Source organism: Streptomyces sp. Go-475 (assembly GCF_003330845.1).
Taxonomy (GTDB): domain Bacteria; phylum Actinomycetota; class Actinomycetes; order Streptomycetales; family Streptomycetaceae; genus Streptomyces.
In genome coordinates, this window is the sequence record NZ_CP026121.1 from 3,135,560 (window position 1) to 3,155,616 (window position 20,057).

Genomic DNA, 20,057 nt, shown 5'->3' on the forward strand with positions numbered 1-20,057 from the left:
GGTCAGCGCGACGTACGAGGAGGAGAAGACATGGCGGAGCCCACGCCGCGTCGGAACGAACCGCGGCTACGCCCCGCGCCCCTGCTCTTCGAGCCCGCGGAGGCGGCCTCCGACCCTGAGCACTTCTTCGACCTCGAGTCGATCGACGACCCGCGGGCGCTGCTGGCCCGGGCGACCGAGCTGACGCTGGCCTTCCGGGCGGCGGCGGACCGGGCGGTGGAGTTCCAGGCGATGGCCGCGGCCCAGCTGGCCGATCCGCGGCGGTTCGACCGGCTGACGACGGCGGACATCGCCGAGCGGGCCGAGTGGACCGAGGACTACGCCAAGAAGATGGTCGAGTTCGGGCGGGACCTGCTGCGGGGCGGCACCGAGGGCCGGGAGCCCGGCGACCCGGTGTGAGACGGGCCGCACCGATCACCTGGCATATGCCAGGCGGGCAAGATACCCGCCCCCACCCCCTCCTGTCCCGATTTCCGGCAACCCTCGGGAACCGCGCCCTCACGGCGGGTACACCTGGATGCCATGAGCAGCGCATGGAACGCCTCCCACGTCACCCCCGACGGAGCCGCCTGGCTCGCCTCGGCAGGAACGTATCCGCGAAGCACGCTCGCCCTCTGGGAGGAGCGGCCGGACGCCCCGGTCGTGCTGCCCTGCGGGTCGGTCTTCGACGTGGTCAGCGCACCGGCCCTGTTCGGGCGCCGGATGCTGGACCGGCTGTGGGACGACGGCCCCGGCTCGGGCCCGGTCGCGGAGCTCCGCGGCAGGATGCTGCTGTTCGCCGCCCCGGGCACGGCCCAGCGGCTGCCGGCGCTGCTGGAGTGGGAGGAGTGGGGCACGCGGGGCGGGGACGCCCGGGAGAGCCGCCGCACGGACGCCGTACCCCCGCTGCTGTGCCACGGCACCGGCGACGCGGTGACCGTCCCGGCCCCCACACAGGGCGCCTCCCCCCTCACCCCCGCCCGCTCCACCGCCCGCTGGCTCGTCGCGCCGGACACCCGTCAGCCCTGGCTGCCGGGCCCCGAGGTCCTGCTGTGGGCGGCCGTGCGGGCGGCCCGCTCGGCCGTGCGGATATCGATTTTTCCTCCTCCGGACCAGGGTGCTAAGGTCTACGACGTCAGCAGGCGCCGCTAGCTCAGTTGGTTAGAGCAGCTGACTCTTAATCAGCGGGTCCGGGGTTCGAGTCCCTGGCGGCGCACAGACGGTGGAAGGGCACCTCGCGGGAGCGAGGTGCCCTTTCGCATGCCCGGAAGCCCTTCAACGGGCCACCATGATCTTGATCGTCCAGGCCCCCGAAGCCGTGCGCCCTTCCACCTCCACCCGTACCGCCTCCCCCGGCACCGTGAAGCTCTCCCCGAGGGCGATCGGCGCGTCCGCGAGGGGTGGGTAGACCGAGTCCTCCCAGCAGGCCTCGGTGCGCGGGTGGGCGTCGATCACCTCGATCGGCCCGCCCCCGGACTGCGCCCCGCCCCGCACCCGGTACACGAGCACCCCCTGCCGGCACGCCGCCGCGTCGTTGCCCACCGGCCCCCGCGCCTCGAAGGCGAGCACACTGTCGCGGCCCGTCCGCACGACGGCGAGCTTCGTGCCCCGCCCGAGCCCGAAGGCCGGCGCCCCGGCGGCGCCCGCCACCGGCACCCCCGGCCCCGCGGCCAGCGGCTCCAGCGTCAGCCGGGCGGGACCGGCGTCCTGCACACACCGCACCTGCCGCGGATCCAGCCAGCCCAGCTTCCACTTGTGCCAGCCGAACAGATCCGGCGCCAGTCCGAACTGGCTGCCCATCAGGTCCCAGTCACCGACGTGCGTGTCCCAGTCGCCCTTGCCGTCGGCGGGCCGGTGGTAGAGGTCGGGCAGGTCGAAGACGTGCCCGGTCTCATGGGCGAGGACGAGCCGGTCCGGCGGATGCTGCTCGAACACCGTGACGACCCGGCGCAGGTCGGTGCCGTCGGCCCGCATCGGGCTCGTGAGGTTCACGACCTTCGTCGCGTCGGAGTCCACGCCCGGCGCGTCCGGGTCGGCGACGAAGTACACGACGTCGTAGCGCGAGAAGTCCACCCGCGGGTCGGCCACGGCGAGCGCGTCGCGCAGGTAGGCGGCCCGGTGCTCGGGGCTCCAGTCGCGCTGTATGTCGTACGCGGTGGACGGCCGGGGCATCTGGATCCAGTGCCTCAGCGGGTGCGGGCGCAGTGTGAAGCGGCCGTAGGAGGCGCGCTCGAAGAAGCGGGTGGTGGCCGGGAAGTGGTCGGCGGTCAGCTCCTGCGGCGTGGTCAGCGGATGGGCGTCCGGGAAGGACAGGAAGACCATGACCGCGTCCAGGGCCCGGGCCGGGCGCGGATAGGCGGCGTTCCAGGTGTCCAGGCCCTCCGAGTGGTGGGCGTCGGTGCGGGTCAGGGCGCAGGGCGCGGCCGAGTCGGCCTCGGCGGCCGAGGGGCCGGTGCCGAGGGAGGTGGCGGCGAGCGCCGACATGGTGGTGAACACGGCCGCGGTGCTGCGCAGTCGGGCGCGCGGGAACGGACGCGGCACGGAGACCTCCGGGTACGGTTCGCGGGACACCGCACCCAGCCTGTGGTGATTTGTCATACCGCGCCCTGTTTGCCTGCACCAGTTGGGTGAGAAAGCCGAAAATTCGCGGAAGCCGACACCCCCGAAGCACTCACGGAACGTCACAACTGGTCGGGGGCCTGAAGAGGACGTCCAGGTGCGAGCAGAAACGATCTGGCAGAAGCGCGGACTGGCCGGGAAGACTGGACACCGGCTGGAAGCCCCTGGAGCCAGCCTCTATGATCGGCACACTTTCCTGACCTTTCCTGCACGGACAGAGATCGAATACATGCGGGAGCGAGCGGTGAGCGGAACCTCCGAAGGGCCGGCGCCCGCGGCAGACCTCGACCGGCCGATCGTCACAGAGAGTGAGATTGATACGCCTCCCCGTACCGATCCCCGGCCGCAGCCGCCCTACCGCTCCGTCTTCACGACCGCCCCGCTCGCCATGGCCGTCGTCGACCGCGAGGGCCTCGTCGTCAGCGCCAACGACTCGCTCGCCGCGCTGCTCGGCGGCAGCCCGGACTCCCTCGCCGGATCCGTCGCCGCCGACCTGGTCGACCTCGGCTCCGACGCCCGCACCTGGCACGCCTACCGCGAGGTGCTGCGCGGCCGGCAGTCCCGGCTGCGCTGCACGCGCCGGCTGAAGCACCCCGACGGGCACTCGCTGTGGGTGCAGGTGACGGTCGCGCCGCTGCCCGCCGAGGACGGGGGCGTGCTGCTGTCGGTCGCCGACATCAGCGCCCGCCGGGAACTCCAGGCCCGGCTGCGGCACTTGCAGATGCACGACCCGGTGACCCGGCTGCCCAACCGCACGCTGTTCTTCGAACGCCTTTCGGCCGCGCTGGAGGCGGAGGCGTACGAGCAGAGCGGCACGGGCCGGATCGGGCTGTGCTACCTGGACCTGGACGGCTTCAAGGCCATCAACGACACCCTCGGCCACCGCGTCGGCGACCGGCTGCTGGCCGCCGTCGCCGAGCGGCTCACGCGCTGCGCGGAGGAGGCCGGCCACTCCCGGCCCAGCATCCCGCTGGTGGCCCGGCTCGGCGGTGACGAGTTCGCGCTGCTCGTCGAGGACTCCACCGGCACCGAACAACTGGCCGAGCTGGCCGAGTCGGCGCTGCGGGCGATCCAGGACCCGTTCGACATCCTGGGCCAGCGGCTGTCGGTGTCGGCGTCGATCGGTGTCGTCGAACGGCACGCGGCCGGGACGAGCCCGACCGCCCTGATGCAGGCCGCGGACACGACCCTGTACTGGGCGAAGGCCGACGGCAAGGCCCGCTGGACGCTGTTCGACCCGGAGCGCAACGCCCACCGCATGACCCGCCAGGCCCTCGCCTCCACGCTCCGCCCGGCCATCGACCGGGGCGAGTTCCAGCTGGAGTACCAGCCGCTGGTCGGCATGGAGGACGACCGGCTGCACGGGGTCGAGGCGCTCGTCCGCTGGAACCATCCGCAGTTCGGCGTCCTCACGCCGAATCGGTTCATCGGACTCGCGGAGGAGGACGGTTCGATCGTTCCGCTGGGCCGCTGGGTGCTGCGCACGGCCTGCCGGCAGGCCCGCCGCTGGCAGCTGGACCACCCCGACGGGCCGCCGATCTTCGTGAGCGTGAACGTGGCGGTCCGTCAGGTGTGGGACTCCGACCTGGTCGCGGACGTGGCCGAGACCCTGGCCGAGACGGGCCTCGCCCCGCACCTGCTGCAACTGGAGCTGACGGAGTCGGCGGTGATGGGCTCGGCGGGCCGTCCGCTGCAGGCGCTGAAGGCCCTCAGCGAGATGGGTGTCCGCATCGCCATCGACGACTTCGGCACGGGCTACTCGAACCTGGCGTACCTGAGCCGGCTGCCGGTGTCGGTGCTGAAGCTGGACGGGTCCTTCGTGCGGGGCTTCCAGTACGACGACCGGGAGGCGGCCGCCCGGGCGAACCCGGCCGACGAGGTCGTCGTCGAGGCGATGATCCAGCTGGCCCACCGGCTGGGCCTGACGGTCACCGCGGAGTGCGTGGAGACCTCGGCCCAGGCCACGCGGCTGCGGAGCATCGGCTGCGACACCGGACAGGGCTGGCTGTACTCCCGTCCGGTGCCGCCGGATCGCATCTCCGAGCTGCTGGGCACGCCGGGCGTTCAGGCGGGCGTCGGCAACCCGTAGGCGTCGGCGATGAGTTCGTAGGAGCGCACGCGGACGTCTCCGCCGTGCGCGTTGGCCGTGATCATCAACTCGTCGGCGCCGGTGCGCTTGGCGAGGTCGTCCAGGCCGGAGCGGACCTCGTCCGGGGTGCCGTGGATGACGTTGGCGTTCCAGGAGTCGACGAAGTCGCGCTCCATCGGGCTGAACTCGTAGGCCTCCGCCTCCTCCGGGGTGGGCACGAGGCCGGGGCGGCCGGTGCGCAGCCGGACCATGCTGAGGGCGGCGGCCAGCACCTGGCGGCGGGCCTCCTTCTCCTCGTCGGCGGCGAGCGCGGAGACGCCGATCAGGGCGTACGGCCGGTCGAGCACGGCGGACGGCTGGAAGGACTCGCGGTACAGGTCCAGGGCCGGGATGGTGTTCCGCGCCGAGAAGTGGTGGGCGAAGGCGAACGGCAGGCCGAGCGCCCCGGCCAGGCGGGCGCTGAAGCCGGAGGAGCCGAGCAGCCAGAGCGGCGGGCGGTGCGGGGACTGGACGCCGCCGCGGGACGTGGCCTGGACCGGGCCGGGGACGGCGTGGATGCGGCGGTAGGGATGCCCGTCGGGGAAGTCGTCGTCGAGGAAGCGGGTCAGCTCGGCGAGTTGCTCGGGGAAGTCGTCGGCGCCTTCGCCCAGCCGGTCGGTGCGGCGCAGGGCGGCGGCCGTGGCGCCGTCGGTGCCCGGCGCGCGGCCGAGGCCGAGGTCGATCCGGCCCGGGGCCATCGCCTCCAGCGTCCCGAACTGCTCGGCGATCACCAGCGGGGCGTGGTTGGGCAGCATCACGCCGCCAGAGCCGAGGCGGATGCGGTCGGTGTGGGCGGCGAGGTGGGCGAGGATCACGGCCGGGGACGAGGAGGCCACGCCCGGCATGGAGTGGTGCTCGGCGACCCAGTAGCGGTGGAAGCCGCGCCGCTCCGCGAGACGGGCCAGGTCGACGCTGGTGCGCAGCGCGTCGGTGGCGGTGCGGCCGGCCCCTACGGTGACCAGGTCCAGTACGGAGAGGGGGACGGGGGCGCTGCCCTGTGCTGCGCCGCGTATCTCGTCTGCCGCCACGGTGGGGTGCCTCCTGCTGTGGGCCGTGTGCTGTCGTCCCGGCTCTAACAGGGGACTGTCTCCGGTTATTCCCGGCAGCTACGCCCCGGGGCGGTCAGGCGGCCTGCTCCCAGTCGCTCCGGGCGCAGTCGGGCGGGGGCGGGGAGTCGGTCTTCTCGCGAGCCCGCAGGACGATCCAGGCGAGGGCGGTCGCGCCGAAGAGCCACCACGGCAGGGTCCACACGACACCCCACCAGCCGACCCGGGGATGGACGAAGGCATCCGCGGCGGCGCTGATCATGGCCGCGGCCAGGCTCCAGCACAGCAGACGGGCGGAGAGCTGGACAGCGCTTGCGGGGGATCTGAACGGGCCCGGTGCGGCCATCGGGGAATCCTTCACGGCACGACTGGCTGCGGACGTGGCCAGTGTGCACGCGATGGACACCGGACGGGGAACGCGCTTTCGGTCAACTCAAGGGCCGCGTGATGCGGCGGAGTTGAGCATTCCTCAGCTTCCGGTGGAGTACGGGAGCGCATGTGCCCCACTTTGCCCCGAATAAGCGGTAGGACCGATTCCGGCCCGCATGGCAGGCCCGTTCGAGGGCACGGGCCCCTTCGATCGGCTGCCGGGAGGACGCCTTGGACTTCATGACGCGGCGTGCGGGGAGATGCCTGCGGGTGACATGCGCGGTCGCGGTGAGCCTGAATGCCGTCGAGGCCGTCGGGGACCCGAGCGGAGCGGCGTGGACGGCGGTCCGGCTGGCAGCGACCGGGGCCTTCGCCCTCGCTCTGGTCGCCTGGGTCGCGCTGTGGGTGCTGCGGTGGCGCCGCGTGAGGGACTGATGAGCGGGCGGACGCGCGGGACCGGCCGGCGTGACCGTCGGCGCGGTGCCTGGGCGGTGGGCGCCTTCGGGGCCGTGGTCGCCGCGCCGGGGCGCCTGCTCGACTCCGGTTTCGGCTGGGACCTCCTCCTGGCCGCGGCGGTCGGGGCCGCCACGGGCGCGGTCGTCGGCTTCGGCTTCCCCTCCGTCCTGTCCCGGCGGCGCCGGGAACGGCCCGCCGTCCCGCCGCCGCCGCATCCACCGCCCCCGCCGCCCGAGCGGAGGGCATGAGGCCGCCTCACGGAGAGGCGACGGAGGGCATGAGGCCGCGTCACAGGGAGGCGACGGAGCGTATGAGGCCGCCTCACCGAAACGCGGGGCTCACGCCTGGATGATCGGCTCCCGGGTGAACAGCGCCCCCAGTTCCGGTGCGTTGACCCGGCGGTCGGCCAGGCGCAGGGCCTCCCAGACCGTGACCTGGTTGGCGGTGAGGACCGGCTTGCCGAGTTCCTTCTCCAGGGCCGGGATGTGCGCGGCCGTGTGCAGGGCCGTGTCGGGCAGGAGGAGGGCCTCGGCGTCGGGGTGGTCGGAGTTCCGGGCCAGTTCGAGGAGTTCCGCCTCGCCCCAGGTGCCGACCTCGGCCGCCGTGATGATGCCGGAGCTGCTGACCGACACGACGTCGACGCCGTCCGCGCGGAGGAACTGCGCGAAGAGCTGCGCCACGTCCTCCGGGTACGTCGCCCCGATCGCGACCCGCCGCACCCCCAGCTCCCGTACCGCGTGCACGAACGCGAAGGACGTCGAGGAGGCCGGCATGCCCGCCGTCTGGGCCAGCGCGCGCACCTGTTCCTGCGCGCCGTCCCAGCCGTAGACGAAGCTGCCGCTCGTGCAGGCCCACACCACGGCGTCCGCGCCGGCGTGCCGCAGCTCCTGGACGCCGGCCGCGAGCCGCCCGGCCGCGCCCATCTCCAGCAGCGCGTCCACCCGGTGCGCGTCCTCACCGATGTCGGTGTGCACCAGGTCCACCCGGATGTCGCTGCCCAGCAACTGCTCGATGCGCGGATAGTCGTCCTCGGCGGAGTGGCCCGGGTAGAGGAATCCCAGTGCTGTCATGTCCAGCCTTCCTGCTGCTGCTCTTCTTCCGGCACGACGGGACCGGGGTCCGCCCCCGGCGGTACGGGGCCGGACCGCGCCGCCGGATTGATCAGCGCTTGATACGGCCCCACGGCACGGGTACCCAGTCGGCGCAGCGCCGCCCACATCGTCACTTGGTTGGCCGAGATCACCGGGATGCGCAGCTCCGCCTCCAACTGGGGGATCACGTCGTAGGTGGGCAGGTTGGTGCAGCTGATGAACAGCGCGTCGGCGTCGCCGCGGACGGCCTGGCGGGCCATGTCCACGACCTCCCGGTAGGGCACCTTCCAGATGTGCCGGGTCAGGCCCATGAAGGCGCAGCCGGAGATCGCGACGCCGGCCTGGGCGACGTAGGCCTCCAGGGCCTGCGTGACCGAGACCGTGTACGGCGTGACCAGCGCGACCCGCCGGACGTCCAGCTCCACCAGGGCTTCCAGCAGGGCGCCGGAGGTGGTGATCGCCGGGACGGCACCGGCCCGGCTCATCGCCTCGCACATCGCCCGCTCGCCCATGACGCCGCCGACGAAGCTGCCCGACGTGCAGGCGTAGGCGATGACCTCGGGGGCGATCGCGTTGAGCGTGCGGACCGCCTCGCTCAGCGTCTCGTGCTCGCTGACCAGGCGGGCGAGGTCGAGACTGACCTCGACCGGCACGTACGGCGTGCGTGTCATGTGCAGGGAGACCCCGTCCGGCACCCAGCGCCACAGTTCGCGGTCGAGTGCGAAGTCGAAGGGGGCGACGACGCCGACCCCGCGCTGCGGGCTGGGCCCGCCGAGAAATGAGACGTCCATGGCAGGCACCGGCCTCACGCTGGGCAACGAGTGTGCAACGGATCGTGGGAACGCCCGTGTTGACGACGGTAGGTTCGGGTGCGAGCGTGGTCAATCCGCCCGGATCATTCCTTGGTCAACACCGTGTTAACTCGTCGTCACCGGCCGCCTCCCGAAGGCCGGCCGCCCCCGCCGCACGGCTGGAGAAACGGCTGCTCATGCCCACCCCCACCCTGCTCGTTCTGGACGCCGAACCCCTCCCCCGCCTCGGTCACCTCACCGGCCGCGCCCGTGTCGAACACACCGATGCGGCGGGGCTCGCGGAGCATCTCCCGCGCGCGGATGTACTGCTGGTGTGGGACTTCACCTCGCGCGCCGTGCGGGACGCCTGGCCGGGCGAGGGCCCCCGGCCGCGCTGGGTGCACACGGCGAGCGCCGGCGTGGACCACCTCATGTGTCCGGAACTCGCCGCCTCCGACACGGTGGTGACGAACGCGCGGGGCATCTTCGACCAGCCGATCGCCGAGTACGTCGCCGCGCTCGTGCTGGCGATGGCCAAGGACCTGCCGCGCACGCTGGAACTGCAGCGGGAGCGGACCTGGCGGCACCGCGAGTCGCACAAGGTCGCCGGGACCCGGGCCGTGGTGGTCGGTTCCGGACCGATCGGCCGGGCGATCGCCGGCACGCTCGAGGCGCTGGGCGTCACGACCGCGCTCGTGGGCCGCGCCCCGCGCCCCGGCGTGCACGGCCCGGAAAACCTGGACCGGCTGCTGGCGCGCGCCGACTGGGTGATCGCGGCCGCGCCGCTCACCGAGCAGACGCACGGCATGTTCGACGCCCGCCGCTTCGGCGTGATGCAGCCGTCCGCCCGCTTCGTGAACATCGGCCGGGGCCAGCTCGTCGTCGAGGACGACCTCGCCGACGCCCTGACCAAGCGCTGGATCGCGGGCGCCGCGCTGGACGTCTTCGCCGACGAACCCCTGACCCCCGACAGCCCGTTGTGGCGGCTCCCGGGCCTGATCGTGTCGCCCCACATGAGCGGCGACACGATCGGCTGGCGGGACGACCTCGGCGCGCAGTTCGTGGAACTGTACGAGCTGTGGGAGGCCGGCAAGCCGCTGGTGAACGTGGTCGACAAACAGCGTGGGTATGTACCGGGCCACTGACGTTCCTGGGAGGGTGGATGACCGAGCTCACCGAGCTGACCGCCGTACGGCTCCTCGACGGCTACCGCGAGGGCGAGTGGAGTCCCGTGGAGGCCACGCGGGCGGCGCTGGAGCGGGCCGAGGCGATCCAGCCGGAGGTGAACGCCTTCGTCCGGCTGACCGCCGAGGACGCGCTGGCCCGGGCCCGGGAGTCGGAGGAGCGATGGCGGCGCGGTGAGCCCCGGGGGCTGCTGGACGGGGTGCCGGTCACCGTCAAGGACATCCTGCTGCTGCGCGGGGCGCCGACCCTGCGCGGGTCGAAGGCCGTGGATCCGGCCGGGCGCTGGGACGAGGACGCGCCGTCCGTGGCGCGGCTGCGGGAGCACGGGGCGGTGTTCCTCGGCAAGACGACGACGCCCGAGTACGGCTGGAAGGGCGTGACGGACTCGCCGCTCAGCGGTGTGACCCGCAACCCGTGGGACCCCACGCGCACGGCGGGCGGGTCGAGCGGGGGCAGTGCGGCGGCCGTGGCGCTCGGCGCGGGACCGCTGTCGCTGGGCACGGACGGCGGCGGCAGTGTGCGGATCCCGGCGGCGTTCTGCGGCATCTTCGCGCTGAAGCCGACCTACGGGCGCGTGCCGCTCTACCCCGCGAGCGCCTTCGGCACGCTGGCCCATGTCGGGCCGATGACGCGGGACGCGGCGGACGCGGCGCTGCTGATGGACGTCATCGGCCATCCGGACTCGCGTGACTGGTCGGCGCTCGCCCCGCCGCCCGGCGCGTACACGGAGGGCCTGGCGGGCGGGGTACGCGGGCTGCGGGTGGCGTACTCGCCGTCGCTGGGCGGGCAGGTGGCGGTGCGGCCGGCGGTCGCGACGGCGGTGCGGCGGGCGGTGGAGCGGCTGGCGGACCTCGGCGCGTACGTCACCGAGACCGACCCGGACCTCACCGACCCGGTGGAGGCCTTCCACACCCTGTGGTTCAGCGGGGCGGCCCGGGTGACGCAGCACCTGGGACCGAAGCAGCGCGAAGTGCTGGACCCGGGCCTGCGCGAGATCTGCACACAGGGTGCCCGCTACTCGGCGCTGGAGTATCTGGCCGCGGTGGACGTCCGGATGGACCTGGGCCGCCGGATGGGCCGCTTCCACGACACCTACGACCTGCTCGTCACGCCGACCCTGCCCATCACGGCGTTCGAGGCGGGCACCGAGGTGCCGAAAGGATCCGGCCACCGGCGCTGGACGGGCTGGACGCCGTTCACCTACCCGTTCAACATGACGCAGCAGCCCGCCGCGAGCGTGCCCGTCGGCGCGGACGCCGACGGACTGCCGGTCGGGCTGCAGCTCGTGGCCGCCCGGCACCGGGACGACCTGGTGCTGCGGGCGGCGCACGCGCTGTACGAGGCGGGGGTGGCGACGGCCGGGCGGCCTACGCCCGCCGGAAGCTGAGCGTCTCCCCCGCCGCTCCCGACCGCCACAGGTCGTTGCAGGCCTCGGCCATGGCGTCGAGGCCTTCGACGACCTGGCCCCAGACGATGCCGGGGACCCAGCCGACGTCGCCGTTCAGCAGCAGGTTGTTGCGCTCGTAGAACAGGGCCAGGTCGACGAGCGTGGTCCCGGCGCGGACCTCGCGGTCGTAGCCGTAGGACTTGGTCCCCAACTCCGCACCGGCGAAGGTGAAATAGCACAGATCGCCCGGAATGGGAGTGACGGTCGGGTTTTCCAGGGGTGGTTCGGTTGCGGCGAAGGGCGGGAAAAGGGCGTAGATCTCGTTGCGTGCGTACTTCGCGTGGTAGACGTCGCCGGCCAGCGGAAGGGAATCCCAGACGGCCGCGCAGGTGATCGGCGCGCGGTCGTCCAGCAGCCTGGCCCGGCAGGTCACGTCGCGCTTGACCAGCGAGACTTCGATGTAACGATCAGCCATGCCCTCCATGGGAGTGCCCCCCGGCCCCGCGGTCAAGGGCGCACCGGGGACGTGCGGGGCTTGAAAAGATCGGCATAACTCGCATGCGGTCGGGTAGCCGCGCGCCCATGGCTCCACCACGCAGAAGCCCATCGAGAAAACCCGAACCCCTACTCCGGGCCATATCCGGGCCCACCCGCCGGTCGCTGCTCGCGGGGGTCGCGGCGCTCGGCGCAGTGGGCGCCGCCGGATGCAGCCGGGTCGCCACCGCCTCGGACGTCAAGGGCGGCGACCTCCTCGGCCGGCTCCGGGCGGCGGGCGTCGTCCGCCTCGGCATCGCCGGTGAGATCCCGTTCGGCTTCATCGACAAGAACGGCGAGCTGACCGGCGAGGCGCCGGAACTCGCCAAGGTGATCTTCAAGCGTCTCGGCGTCGACCGGGTGCAGCCCGTGCCGACCGAGTTCGGCTCGCTCATCCCGGGCCTGAACTCCCAGCAGTTCGACGTCGTGGCCGCCGGGATGTACGTCAACCCCGAGCGCTGCGAGCAGGTCATCTTCGCCGACCCCGACTACCAGATGCTCGACGCGTTCATCGTCCGCAAGGGCAACCCGAAGGGGCTGCGCAGCTACCAGGACGTCGTCGAGAAGAAGGCGAAGTTCGCCACCGGGACCGGGTACGCCGAGATCCAGTACGCCGTCGAGGCGGGGTACAAGGAGAGCGACATCCTCATCGTCCCGGACCAGGTCGCCGGGCTGAACGCGGTCGAGGCGGGACGCGTGGACGTGTTCGCCGGCACGGCGCTCACCGTGCGCGAGGTGGTGAAGAAGTCCGCCAAGGCGGAGGCCACCGAGCCGTTCAAGCCGATCGTGGACGGCAAACCGCACGTCGACGGAGGCGCCTTCGCGTTCCGGCCGACCGAGACGAACCTGCGGGACGCCTTCAACGTGGAGCTGCGCAAGCTCAAGAAGAGCGGCGAACTCCTCCGCATCCTCAAGCCGTTCGGTTTCACCGAGGCCGAGATGACGGATCTGACCGCGAAGGAGCTGTGCGGCGGATGACCTCGGGACTCTGGGAACTGGTGCTCAAGGGCGTCTGGGTCACGATCCAGCTGCTCGTCTGCAGCGCGCTGCTGGCCGCGGCGGTGTCCTTCGTCGTCGGCGTCGCGCGCACCCACCGGCTGTGGATCGTCCGCTTCCTCGCGGGCTTCTACACCGAGGTGTTCCGCGGGACCTCGGCGCTGGTGATGATCTTCTGGGTGTTCTTCGTGCTGCCCCCGGCCTTCGGCTGGCAGCTGGTGCCGCTGTGGGCGGGCACGCTGGCGCTCGGCCTGACCTACGGGGCGTACGGCTCCGAGATCGTGCGCGGCGCGCTGAACGCGGTCGACCCGGCGCAGAAGGAGGGCGGGATCGCGCTCAGCTTCACGCCCTGGCAGCGGATGAAGCTGATCCTGCTGCCGCAGGCCGTGCCGGAGATGATCCCGCCGTTCTCCAACCTGCTGATCGAACTGCTCAAGGGCACCGCCCTGGTGTCGATCATGGGCATGGGCGACCTGGCGTTCAGCGGCAACCTGGTGCGCCTGGCGCTCCAGGAGAGCGCGGAGATCTACACCTACATCCTGCTCATCTACTTCGTGATCGCCTTCCTGCTCACGCGGGTCATGCGCGGTCTGGAGAAGAAGCTCAAGGCGGGGGTCGGAAGGACACCGGAGCGCAGCCCCGACCTTGAGCTGAAGCGCCCCGAGACGACCAACGTGGGGGGTGCCGTCTGATGAACTGGGACTGGAGCGCGGTCTCCGACTTCATGCCGGACTTCTGGGAGGGCCTTCAGGTCACCCTGCAGATCCTGGTGATCGGCTCGCTGATCTCCTTCGTGCTGGGCCTGGTGTGGGCGCTGCTGATGCGGGTGCCGACGCGCTGGGTGACCTGGCCGGTCGGGGCGGTCACGGAGTTCGTCCGCAACACCCCGCTGCTGGTGCAGCTGTTCTTCCTCTTCTACGTGCTGCCCGAGTGGGGCCTGACGTTCTCGGCGCTGGCCACCGGCGTCTTCGCGATCGGGCTGCACTACTCGACGTACACCATGCAGGTCTACCGGGCCGGTATCGAGGCCGTGCCGGTCGGCCAGTGGGAGGCGGCGACGGCGCTGAACCTGCCGCTGCGCCGGACGTGGACCGCGGTGATCCTGCCGCAGGCGGTGCGCCGGGTGGTGCCCGCGCTCGGCAACTACGTCATCGCGATGCTCAAGGACACGCCGATGCTGATGGCGATCACCGTCCTGGAGATGCTCGGCCACGCGCGCCTGTTCTCGCAGGAGCACTTCCAGTTCACCGAGCCGCTGACGGTGATCGGAGTGGCCTTCATCGTCATTTCCTACCTGGCCTCCCTTGCCCTGCGAGCCCTGGAGCGACGCCTTGTCCACTGACACCGTTCCCACCCCCGAGACGAACCCCGAGAAGAACCCGGCCAGGAGCAGCGGCGAGCTGATCCGGCTGGAGCAGGTCACCAAGCGGTTCGGCGACCACACGGTCCTGGACCACCTGGACTTCTCCGTGGACGCCGGCAAGCACGTCACGCTGATCGGGCCGTCCGGATCGGGCAAGACCACGATCCTCCGCCTGCTGATGACGCTGCTCAAGCCCGACGAGGGCACGATCACCGTGGACGGCGAGCGGCTGTTCCCGGCTCCCGAGAAGCAGGTGCGCGAGGTCCGCAAGAAGATCGGGATGGTGTTCCAGCAGTTCAACCTGTTCCCGAACATGACGGTCCTGCGCAACATCACCGAGGCGCCGGTCACGGTCCTCGGCCTGTCCAAGGACGCCGCCGAGGAGCGGGCCCGCGAGCTGCTGGAGCTGGTCGGGCTGACCGACCACCTCGACAAGCACCCGGCGCAGCTGTCCGGCGGCCAGCAGCAGCGGGTGGCGATCGCCCGGGCGCTGGCGATGCGGCCGCAGGTGCTGCTGCTGGACGAGGTGACGTCCGCGCTCGACCCGGAGCTGGTCGCGGGGGTGCTCGACGTCCTCAGGGACATCGCCCGCTCCACCGACATCACCATGCTCTGCGTGACCCACGAGATGAACTTCGCCCGGGACATCTCCGATCAGGTACTGATGTTCGACTCGGGCCGGATCATCGAGGCGGGTCCGCCGGAGAAGATCTTCAGCGAGCCGGAGAAGGACCGGACGCGGGAGTTTCTCAGCGCAGTGCTGTGACTACGGGCCGTGACCAGGCGGAACGCGCCACCGCCGAACCGGGGCATGCTCCTGGCATATGCCAGCGGGTCAATGCCCCGGTCCGGGCGCCCGGGAATCTTGTCAACCCCCGCTCCCCGCGGGCCCTTTGCCGGTTAACCTGAGAAAGGTTCACTGACCGGATTACGGCCCTAACAGCAAGCGCAGGGGGAGACCACCGTGGCGCTGAAGCACGAGCCGCCGACCACCCCGTACCACTCCGCCCAGGAAGCCCTGCGCGTCCTGGAGACGGTGGCGCGAAACAGTTCGGGCGTCACCGACACCGAACTCGCCCGGCGCACCGGCATCGGCCAGGAGCGACTGACCACGCTCCTGCGCATGCTGCGCCGCGAAGGCTACGTCGAGCAGATCACCGACGGCGCCTACGTCGCGGGCGAGACCCTGGCCCGCCTCGGCTCCGCCCACCACCGCGAGCAGGCCCTGAGCGACAAGCTCCAGCACACCCTCGACCGGCTGCGCGACTCGGTCGGCGCCGCCGTCTACATGAGCCGGTACGTCGACGGCGAGATCAGCGTCACCCAGTACGCCGACAGCCCGGCCACCCCCAAGGTCAACGAGTGGGTCGACTTCCGCTCCTCGGCCCACGCCACGGCCATCGGCAAGAGCCTGCTCACGCAGCTCGACCACGCCGGCCGCCGGGACCACCTCGCCCGGCACAAGATGGCCCGCCTCACCTCGCGCACGATCACCAGCGACCGGCTGCTGCTCTCCCGGCTGGAGGCCCAGCCGCCCACCGTGCCCGTCCTGGACCTCCAGGAGTACGCGGTCGGCACGGTCTGCGCGGCCGTCCCCATCACGGCCGGCTCCACCGTCGGCTGCCTCGCCCTGTCCCTCCCGGTCGAGCACGCCCACCGCCTGCGCCAGGCCGCCGACACCCTCAACCGCAACGCGGCACCGGTCCTGCTGTCCATGGCGATCTAGGGCCGCGCCGAGTGGTTCGGAGCACCCCTCGGGACCAGGTACTATTTTCTCCGTCGCCCGCCGCGGAGACGAAATTCCAGCGGTCGGCGGGAGTCATGCGCCGCTAGCTCAGTTGGTTAGAGCAGCTGACTCTTAATCAGCGGGTCCGGGGTTCGAGTCCCTGGCGGCGCACGATGACGATGGCGAGGCGTGTTCGCAGAAAGCGCGAACCACCTCGCCATCTCTGTCATTGCGCGGCTTCGCCGCGCGCGGTGGAGGCTCCGCGCCACCCACACCCCCTGCCGCAGGGCCTCTCGTGGGAGCGAGAGGCCCTTCGGCGTCTTCCCTGGTCAGGCGGCGGTACGCCGACTCCCCCGGCGGTCGCCACCACACCGGGTCCGCGCACCGCACACCCTCCCTCCGCAAAGCCGCCCGGTGGATCTTGTTCGTCGCCGTCACCGGCATCCGTTCCACCACCCGCACGAACCGGGGCGCCATCTTCGTCCCGAGGTCGGGCTGTGCGCGCAGGAACGCCGCGAAGCCCTCCGGATCGAACGTCCCGGCGATCGTGGCCATGACCTGGTCCCCGGTCACCGGGTCCGGCACCGCGTACACGGCCACGGCCGCGGCTCCCTCGTAGCGGGCGAGGATGTTCTCGATCATCGCGGCGGCCAGGTTCTCCCCGTCGACGCGGAGGCGGTCGTCGGTGCGGCCGGCGAAGTAGAGGCAGCCCTCGCGGTCCCGGTAGAAGAGGTCACCCGTCCAGTACCAGCCTGCCCTGCGCCGCTCCGCCTCCGCCGCCGGGTTGCGCCAGTAGCCCTCGAAGGGGCTCGGGCCCTGGTTGACGAGTTCGCCGATCGCCTCGTCCCCGTTGAGCAGACGCCCCGCCGCGTCGAAGCGGGCCGGCGGGCACTCCTCGCCGGTCTCCGGGTCGAGGACGACCAGCCCGGGCGCCGCGCGGCCGACCGCCCCGGGCGGTGTCCCCGGCGACCACTGCACGGCCGCCCCGCCCTCCGAGGAGCCGTACCCCTCCACCAGCCGCACCCCGAACCGCCGCTCGAAGGCCGCCGCGTCCACCGCGCCCGCCTCGGTGCCGAAGCCCAGCCGCAGCGGGTTGTCCCGGTCGTCGGGGCCGGGCTCGGTGGCCAGGACGTACTGGATCGCCCGGCCCACGTAGGTGAAGTACGTCGCCCCGAACCGGCGCACGTCCGGCAGGAAGCGGGACGCCGAGAAACGGCGGCGCAGCGCCACGCCCGCCCCGGTCGCCAGTGCGGGTGCGAGGCCGGCGATCACCGCGTTGCCGTGGAACATCGGCATGCACAGGTAGTGGACGTCGTCCGGGCCGAGGGAGAACTGCCCGGCCAGCGCGTGCCCGGCCGCGGCCAGTCGCCCCTGGGAGCAGAGCGCCGCCTTGGGCGCGCCGGTCGAGCCGGAGGTGAAGTAGAGCAGGAGACGGTCGCGCGGAGTGGCGCGGGAGGCGTCCGGCCGGGCGTCCGCGTAGGGCGCGAGGAGGCCGGCGTACTCCGCGTCGTCCGTCACCAGCAGGCGGACGCCGGGCAGCTCCAGGCCCGTGAGCAGCGGCAGGTGGGCCCGCTCGGTGACCAGGACGCGGCACTCCGTGTGGAGGATGTCCCGGGCTAGTTCGGCGCCCCGGCGGGTGGGATTGACACCGGCGACCGCTGCCCGGGCCAGGGCCGCCGCGCCCAGCCACAGGGGGAACTCGGGGGTGTTGTCGAGCAGGACGCCGAGGTGGGGTTCGGCGGTCGGGGGGAGGAGGTCCCCGAGCAGTGCCGCCCGGGCCGCGGCGCCCGCCGCCACCTCGTGGTGGGTCAGGGTCCGGTCCTCCCAGCGCAGACCGACGCGGTCATCACCCCACCGGGCGGTGATCATTTCCGCGACCGTGTTCGCCCTGGAGCCCTTGGAGTCCATGGAGTCCATGGGCGTGCACGGTAGTTGACGTGCCGTCAGATGTGGAGTGCTACGGCTGCGGGAAGTCGCCCACGGCGGAGAACATCGCGTACGTCACCACCATGAAGCCGATGGCGAAGACGATGAACGTGCCGAGGAAGGCGAGCAGACATCCCGTGCCCGCGACGAGCTTCCCCCGCGCCGGGGGCCTGGCCGTGGCGTGCTCCGGGCGGTCCGCCGGGTAGTGCACGGTGACGATGTCACCCTCCAAGGTCGTCCCCGGTCCGCCGTGCTCCTCGAAGCGGACGCCGCGGCCGTCACGCGTGGTGAACTCGTACACATGGTGCAGAGTGGTGCGCACCGAGCTGTCGCCGCCCCCACTCGTCGTGGCGTACGTCCGCAGACAGCGGGCCTCCGCGGTCAGGCCGCTGTTCCAGGCGCGGCTGACCCGCACGGAACGGCGGATCACCACGACCACGCCACAGGAGGCGACCGCGATCATGAGCAAAGGCACGATGTAGAACAAGATCTCCATGAGCTCCCCCGAGGCCCTGGGCGGCCTTCGAGCGGCCGGCGTGGAAGGAACCTACCCACGCCGGCCGCACCGGTGACTCAAGAGAACCTCAGAGGTTCCGAAGGGCTCAGAAGGTGACGTCCGAGCAGGCGTAGAACGCGTTGGCCGTGTCGGCGATCGTCCACACCGCGACAATGACGTGCCGTCCGCTGAGCCCGGACGGCAGCCTGCCCGTGTGGGAGAGGGTCGACGGCGGGCGCTGCCCGTGGTACGGCACGGTGAAGAACGGCGTGAGGTTGAGGTCGGACCGGGACAGGTTGTGGTTCTGGTTCCAGCCCGGCTTGGTGATGTAGTACCTGAAGTCGGTCGTGGCGTGCATGGCCGTGAACTGCCAGCGGAAGGTGTGGTTCTGACCGCCCGTCACCTTGGTGGCGGGCCACGCGCCGCCGGACGGGGTCCGGGGTGCGCTGAGCTGGCCGAAGTGGCCGAGGCCGGCGTTGCATATCTGCCCGTCGGCGGGACCGGAGGCCGGGAAGCCCTTCGGGCCCTCGACGCTCTGCGGTTCCCATTGGATGGCGCCGCAGTTGGTCACGGTGCCGTTCTGGCAGAGCTTCTGCCTGCTGACGGGGAGGTCGGTGTAGCCGTGGCCGCTGGCGCCGCCGGAGGAGAGTACGAGGGCTCCGGTCGTGGCCAGTCCCACCGCGGCTGCGGACAACTTGGTCCTTGTGCGCATGCTGCCGCTCCTGGAGAACGTGGGGGAGGTGCAGTGAGCTGTGCAGATAGGTCTAGACCAAGCCTGAGAGTAAGGAGGTTAGTTGAACATGTCCATACCAATCACGGGGTCGTTTCCCCGCGCCCGGCACAGAACGCCACCGTCAGGTCCTTCACCAGCGCCTTCCGCTCGTAGTCGTCGAGTTCGACCAGGCCCCGCATGGTCAGCCGGGTCACCGTGTCCTCCACCGAGTCGACGACCGAGGTGAGCACGCTCGCCCGGTGCTGGGCGTCCAGCGCCGCGATCCGGCGGCGGTGCATCGCGGCGGCCACCTCGGGGGCGTACTCCACCCGGACCGGCTGCACCGAGAACACCTCCAGGCCGACCGGTGCCCCGTCCCCCGCCACCAGCCGGGTCAGCGCCTCGGCCGCCGCGTCCCCGGCCCCCTTCGCCCCGCCCGGCATCTCCACCGGAACCCGGGCCAGCGCCGCCTCCACGCACTCGCGCAGATACGTCTCGTGGTCCTCGACCCCCAGCGTGGCCCGCGCGGTGTCCCGCACCCGCCACACCACCAGGACGACCACCCGCAGCGCGACGCCGCCCGCGTCGGCCGCGGGCACCGGCTCGCTGCGCCAGTGCCGCAGCCGTACGTCCACCCGGCGCCGCAGCAGCAGCGGATTGACCCACAGCAAGCCGGAGCGCCGGACGGTCCCCCGGTAGCGGCCGAAGAGGTCCAGCACCCAGGCCCGCCCGGTCCGGCCCCGGGCCAGCCCGCCGAACCCGAACAGCCCGAGCGCCGCGGCCCCCGCGTACGCCGCCCACTGCGCCGGACCGAGCCCGGCCCCGGCGTGCGCCGGCAGCCGCAGCGCCTCCAGGGCGAGCGGCGGCAGCACCCCGGCCCACCAGGAGGTGGCCACACATCCGGCCGCCCCGCACGCCCCTGCCAGCACGCCCGCCGCACCGGGCAGCACCCGGGCCGGCCGCTCCACCAGGTCGGGGTCGACCTGCGGCACGGGCCTCGGCGCCGCGGCGACCGCGCGCCGCAGGCGCGGCTGTTCGCCCGTGCCCTGCCTGCGGCTCACCACCGCGGGTTTCAGCGCCACCGTGGCCGGGTCGGGGTCGTCCCGGAACAGCAGGTGGACGGGGATCTCGGTGGTGGCCTCGTTCTGGATGAGCCGGCCGGGCCGGGCCGGCCCCTCGGCCGGTCCGTCGGGCTCGGACGTGTGGGAAGTGGTCGTATTCATGCCTGCCTCCAGCCTCCGCGCCAGATGCGT

At 72.2% G+C, this 20,057-nt stretch carries 21 protein-coding genes, 2 tRNA genes and 1 pseudogene; 14 read left to right on the forward strand and 10 right to left on the reverse strand.

All coding sequences use genetic code 11. The annotated features are described in order from the left end of the window. Positions 1 to 30: 30 nt before the first annotated feature. From C1703_RS14315 to C1703_RS14325, 3 genes are all read left to right on the forward strand, one after another. Entirely contained in the window at positions 31 to 399 is a 369-nt protein-coding gene (locus C1703_RS14315) for a hypothetical protein (RefSeq protein WP_114252915.1), read from the forward strand. 123 nt (positions 400 to 522) lie between these two features. Beyond that, complete coding sequence (locus C1703_RS14320) at positions 523 to 1,131, forward strand: bifunctional DNA primase/polymerase (RefSeq protein ID WP_114252917.1); 609 nt, start codon at positions 523 to 525, stop codon at positions 1,129 to 1,131. Beyond that, positions 1,122 to 1,195, forward strand: a tRNA-Lys gene (locus C1703_RS14325). The genes C1703_RS14320 and C1703_RS14325 overlap by 10 nt, the downstream gene beginning before the upstream one ends. A gap of 59 nt (positions 1,196 to 1,254) precedes the next feature. On the opposite strand, the gene C1703_RS14330 is transcribed toward C1703_RS14325, so the two are convergent. After that, a complete protein-coding gene (locus C1703_RS14330) occupies positions 1,255 to 2,520 on the reverse strand; it encodes a M6 family metalloprotease domain-containing protein (protein ID WP_198678419.1) in 1,266 nt (421 codons plus the stop codon). A 307-nt stretch (positions 2,521 to 2,827) separates the two neighbouring features. On the opposite strand from C1703_RS14330, the gene C1703_RS14335 reads away from it, so the two are divergent. Next, entirely contained in the window at positions 2,828 to 4,687 is a 1,860-nt protein-coding gene (locus C1703_RS14335) for an EAL domain-containing protein (protein ID WP_114252921.1), read from the forward strand. Here the strand turns inward: C1703_RS14335 and C1703_RS14340 are convergent. Next, a complete protein-coding gene (locus C1703_RS14340; protein ID WP_114252923.1) occupies positions 4,663 to 5,754 on the reverse strand; it encodes an LLM class flavin-dependent oxidoreductase in 1,092 nt (363 codons plus the stop codon). The genes C1703_RS14335 and C1703_RS14340 overlap by 25 nt on opposite strands. Before the next feature lie 94 nt (positions 5,755 to 5,848). Then, positions 5,849 to 6,118, reverse strand: coding sequence for a hypothetical protein (locus C1703_RS14345; protein ID WP_114252925.1), 270 nt, complete (start codon positions 6,116 to 6,118; stop codon positions 5,849 to 5,851). A gap of 311 nt (positions 6,119 to 6,429) precedes the next feature. Between C1703_RS14345 and C1703_RS14350 the strand changes: the two genes are divergently transcribed. Together C1703_RS14350 and C1703_RS14355 are read left to right on the forward strand one after the other, a co-directional pair. Continuing rightward, entirely contained in the window at positions 6,430 to 6,576 is a 147-nt protein-coding gene (locus C1703_RS14350) for a hypothetical protein (protein WP_157993110.1), read from the forward strand. Next, on the forward strand, positions 6,576 to 6,845 hold the full coding sequence (locus C1703_RS14355) for a hypothetical protein (protein ID WP_114252930.1): 270 nt from the start codon (positions 6,576 to 6,578) through the stop codon (positions 6,843 to 6,845). The genes C1703_RS14350 and C1703_RS14355 overlap by 1 nt, the downstream gene beginning before the upstream one ends. A 90-nt stretch (positions 6,846 to 6,935) precedes the next feature. On the opposite strand, the gene C1703_RS14360 is transcribed toward C1703_RS14355, so the two are convergent. Continuing rightward, the gene (locus C1703_RS14360) at positions 6,936 to 7,667 is read right to left on the reverse strand and encodes an aspartate/glutamate racemase family protein (protein WP_114252932.1); all 732 of its coding nucleotides are present in this window, start codon (positions 7,665 to 7,667) and stop codon (positions 6,936 to 6,938) included. Beyond that, positions 7,664 to 8,479, reverse strand: a complete 816-nt coding sequence (locus tag C1703_RS14365) for an aspartate/glutamate racemase family protein (protein WP_114252934.1) — start codon at positions 8,477 to 8,479, stop codon at positions 7,664 to 7,666. The genes C1703_RS14360 and C1703_RS14365 overlap by 4 nt, the downstream gene beginning before the upstream one ends. A gap of 197 nt (positions 8,480 to 8,676) precedes the next feature. Between C1703_RS14365 and C1703_RS14370 the strand changes: the two genes are divergently transcribed. Next, positions 8,677 to 9,624, forward strand: coding sequence for a D-2-hydroxyacid dehydrogenase (locus tag C1703_RS14370; protein ID WP_114252936.1), 948 nt, complete (start codon positions 8,677 to 8,679; stop codon positions 9,622 to 9,624). Positions 9,625 to 9,641: 17 nt separating this feature from the next. Beyond that, positions 9,642 to 11,051 (forward strand): amidase, encoded by a 1,410-nt coding sequence (locus tag C1703_RS14375; RefSeq protein WP_114252938.1) that lies wholly within the window; start codon positions 9,642 to 9,644, stop codon positions 11,049 to 11,051. On the opposite strand, the gene C1703_RS14380 is transcribed toward C1703_RS14375, so the two are convergent. Then, positions 11,032 to 11,526 carry a DUF3830 family protein gene (locus C1703_RS14380; protein WP_198678168.1) on the reverse strand — a complete coding sequence of 165 codons (495 nt, stop codon included), beginning with the start codon at positions 11,524 to 11,526 and terminating at the stop codon, positions 11,032 to 11,034. The genes C1703_RS14375 and C1703_RS14380 overlap by 20 nt on opposite strands. Positions 11,527 to 11,633: 107 nt before the next feature. Here C1703_RS14380 and ehuB point away from each other — a divergent pair, with 107 nt between their 5' ends. From ehuB to C1703_RS14410, 6 genes are all read left to right on the forward strand, one after another. Further along, positions 11,634 to 12,563 carry an ectoine/hydroxyectoine ABC transporter substrate-binding protein EhuB gene (ehuB, locus tag C1703_RS14385; protein WP_114252942.1) on the forward strand — a complete coding sequence of 310 codons (930 nt, stop codon included), beginning with the start codon at positions 11,634 to 11,636 and terminating at the stop codon, positions 12,561 to 12,563. Then, the gene (gene ehuC / locus C1703_RS14390; protein ID WP_114252944.1) at positions 12,560 to 13,273 is read left to right on the forward strand and encodes an ectoine/hydroxyectoine ABC transporter permease subunit EhuC; all 714 of its coding nucleotides are present in this window, start codon (positions 12,560 to 12,562) and stop codon (positions 13,271 to 13,273) included. Before ehuB ends, ehuC begins: the two co-directional genes overlap by 4 nt. Then, positions 13,273 to 13,923: an ectoine/hydroxyectoine ABC transporter permease subunit EhuD gene (gene ehuD / locus C1703_RS14395; RefSeq protein WP_114252947.1), complete on the forward strand. Its 651-nt coding sequence runs from the start codon at positions 13,273 to 13,275 to the stop codon at positions 13,921 to 13,923. Before ehuC ends, ehuD begins: the two co-directional genes overlap by 1 nt. Next, positions 13,913 to 14,710 (forward strand): ectoine/hydroxyectoine ABC transporter ATP-binding protein EhuA, encoded by a 798-nt coding sequence (ehuA, locus tag C1703_RS14400; protein ID WP_114252949.1) that lies wholly within the window; start codon positions 13,913 to 13,915, stop codon positions 14,708 to 14,710. Before ehuD ends, ehuA begins: the two co-directional genes overlap by 11 nt. A 198-nt stretch (positions 14,711 to 14,908) precedes the next feature. Further along, on the forward strand, positions 14,909 to 15,670 hold the full coding sequence (locus C1703_RS14405) for an IclR family transcriptional regulator C-terminal domain-containing protein (protein ID WP_114252951.1): 762 nt from the start codon (positions 14,909 to 14,911) through the stop codon (positions 15,668 to 15,670). Between the two features lie 97 nt (positions 15,671 to 15,767). Further along, positions 15,768 to 15,841, forward strand: a tRNA-Lys gene (locus C1703_RS14410). 111 nt (positions 15,842 to 15,952) lie between these two features. On the opposite strand, the pseudogene C1703_RS14415 reads toward C1703_RS14410, so the two are convergent. The 4 genes and pseudogenes from C1703_RS14415 to C1703_RS14430 form a co-directional block, all read right to left on the reverse strand. Further along, positions 15,953 to 17,578, reverse strand: a pseudogene (locus C1703_RS14415) (AMP-binding protein); the annotation flags it as partial. A 49-nt stretch (positions 17,579 to 17,627) separates the two neighbouring features. Then, on the reverse strand, positions 17,628 to 18,092 hold the full coding sequence (locus C1703_RS14420) for a DUF3592 domain-containing protein (protein ID WP_114252953.1): 465 nt from the start codon (positions 18,090 to 18,092) through the stop codon (positions 17,628 to 17,630). 106 nt (positions 18,093 to 18,198) lie between these two features. After that, positions 18,199 to 18,804: a lytic polysaccharide monooxygenase gene (locus tag C1703_RS14425; protein WP_114252955.1), complete on the reverse strand. Its 606-nt coding sequence runs from the start codon at positions 18,802 to 18,804 to the stop codon at positions 18,199 to 18,201. 101 nt (positions 18,805 to 18,905) lie between these two features. Further along, positions 18,906 to 20,027 carry an SPFH domain-containing protein gene (locus C1703_RS14430; RefSeq protein ID WP_114252957.1) on the reverse strand — a complete coding sequence of 374 codons (1,122 nt, stop codon included), beginning with the start codon at positions 20,025 to 20,027 and terminating at the stop codon, positions 18,906 to 18,908. Positions 20,028 to 20,057 lie beyond the last annotated feature (30 nt).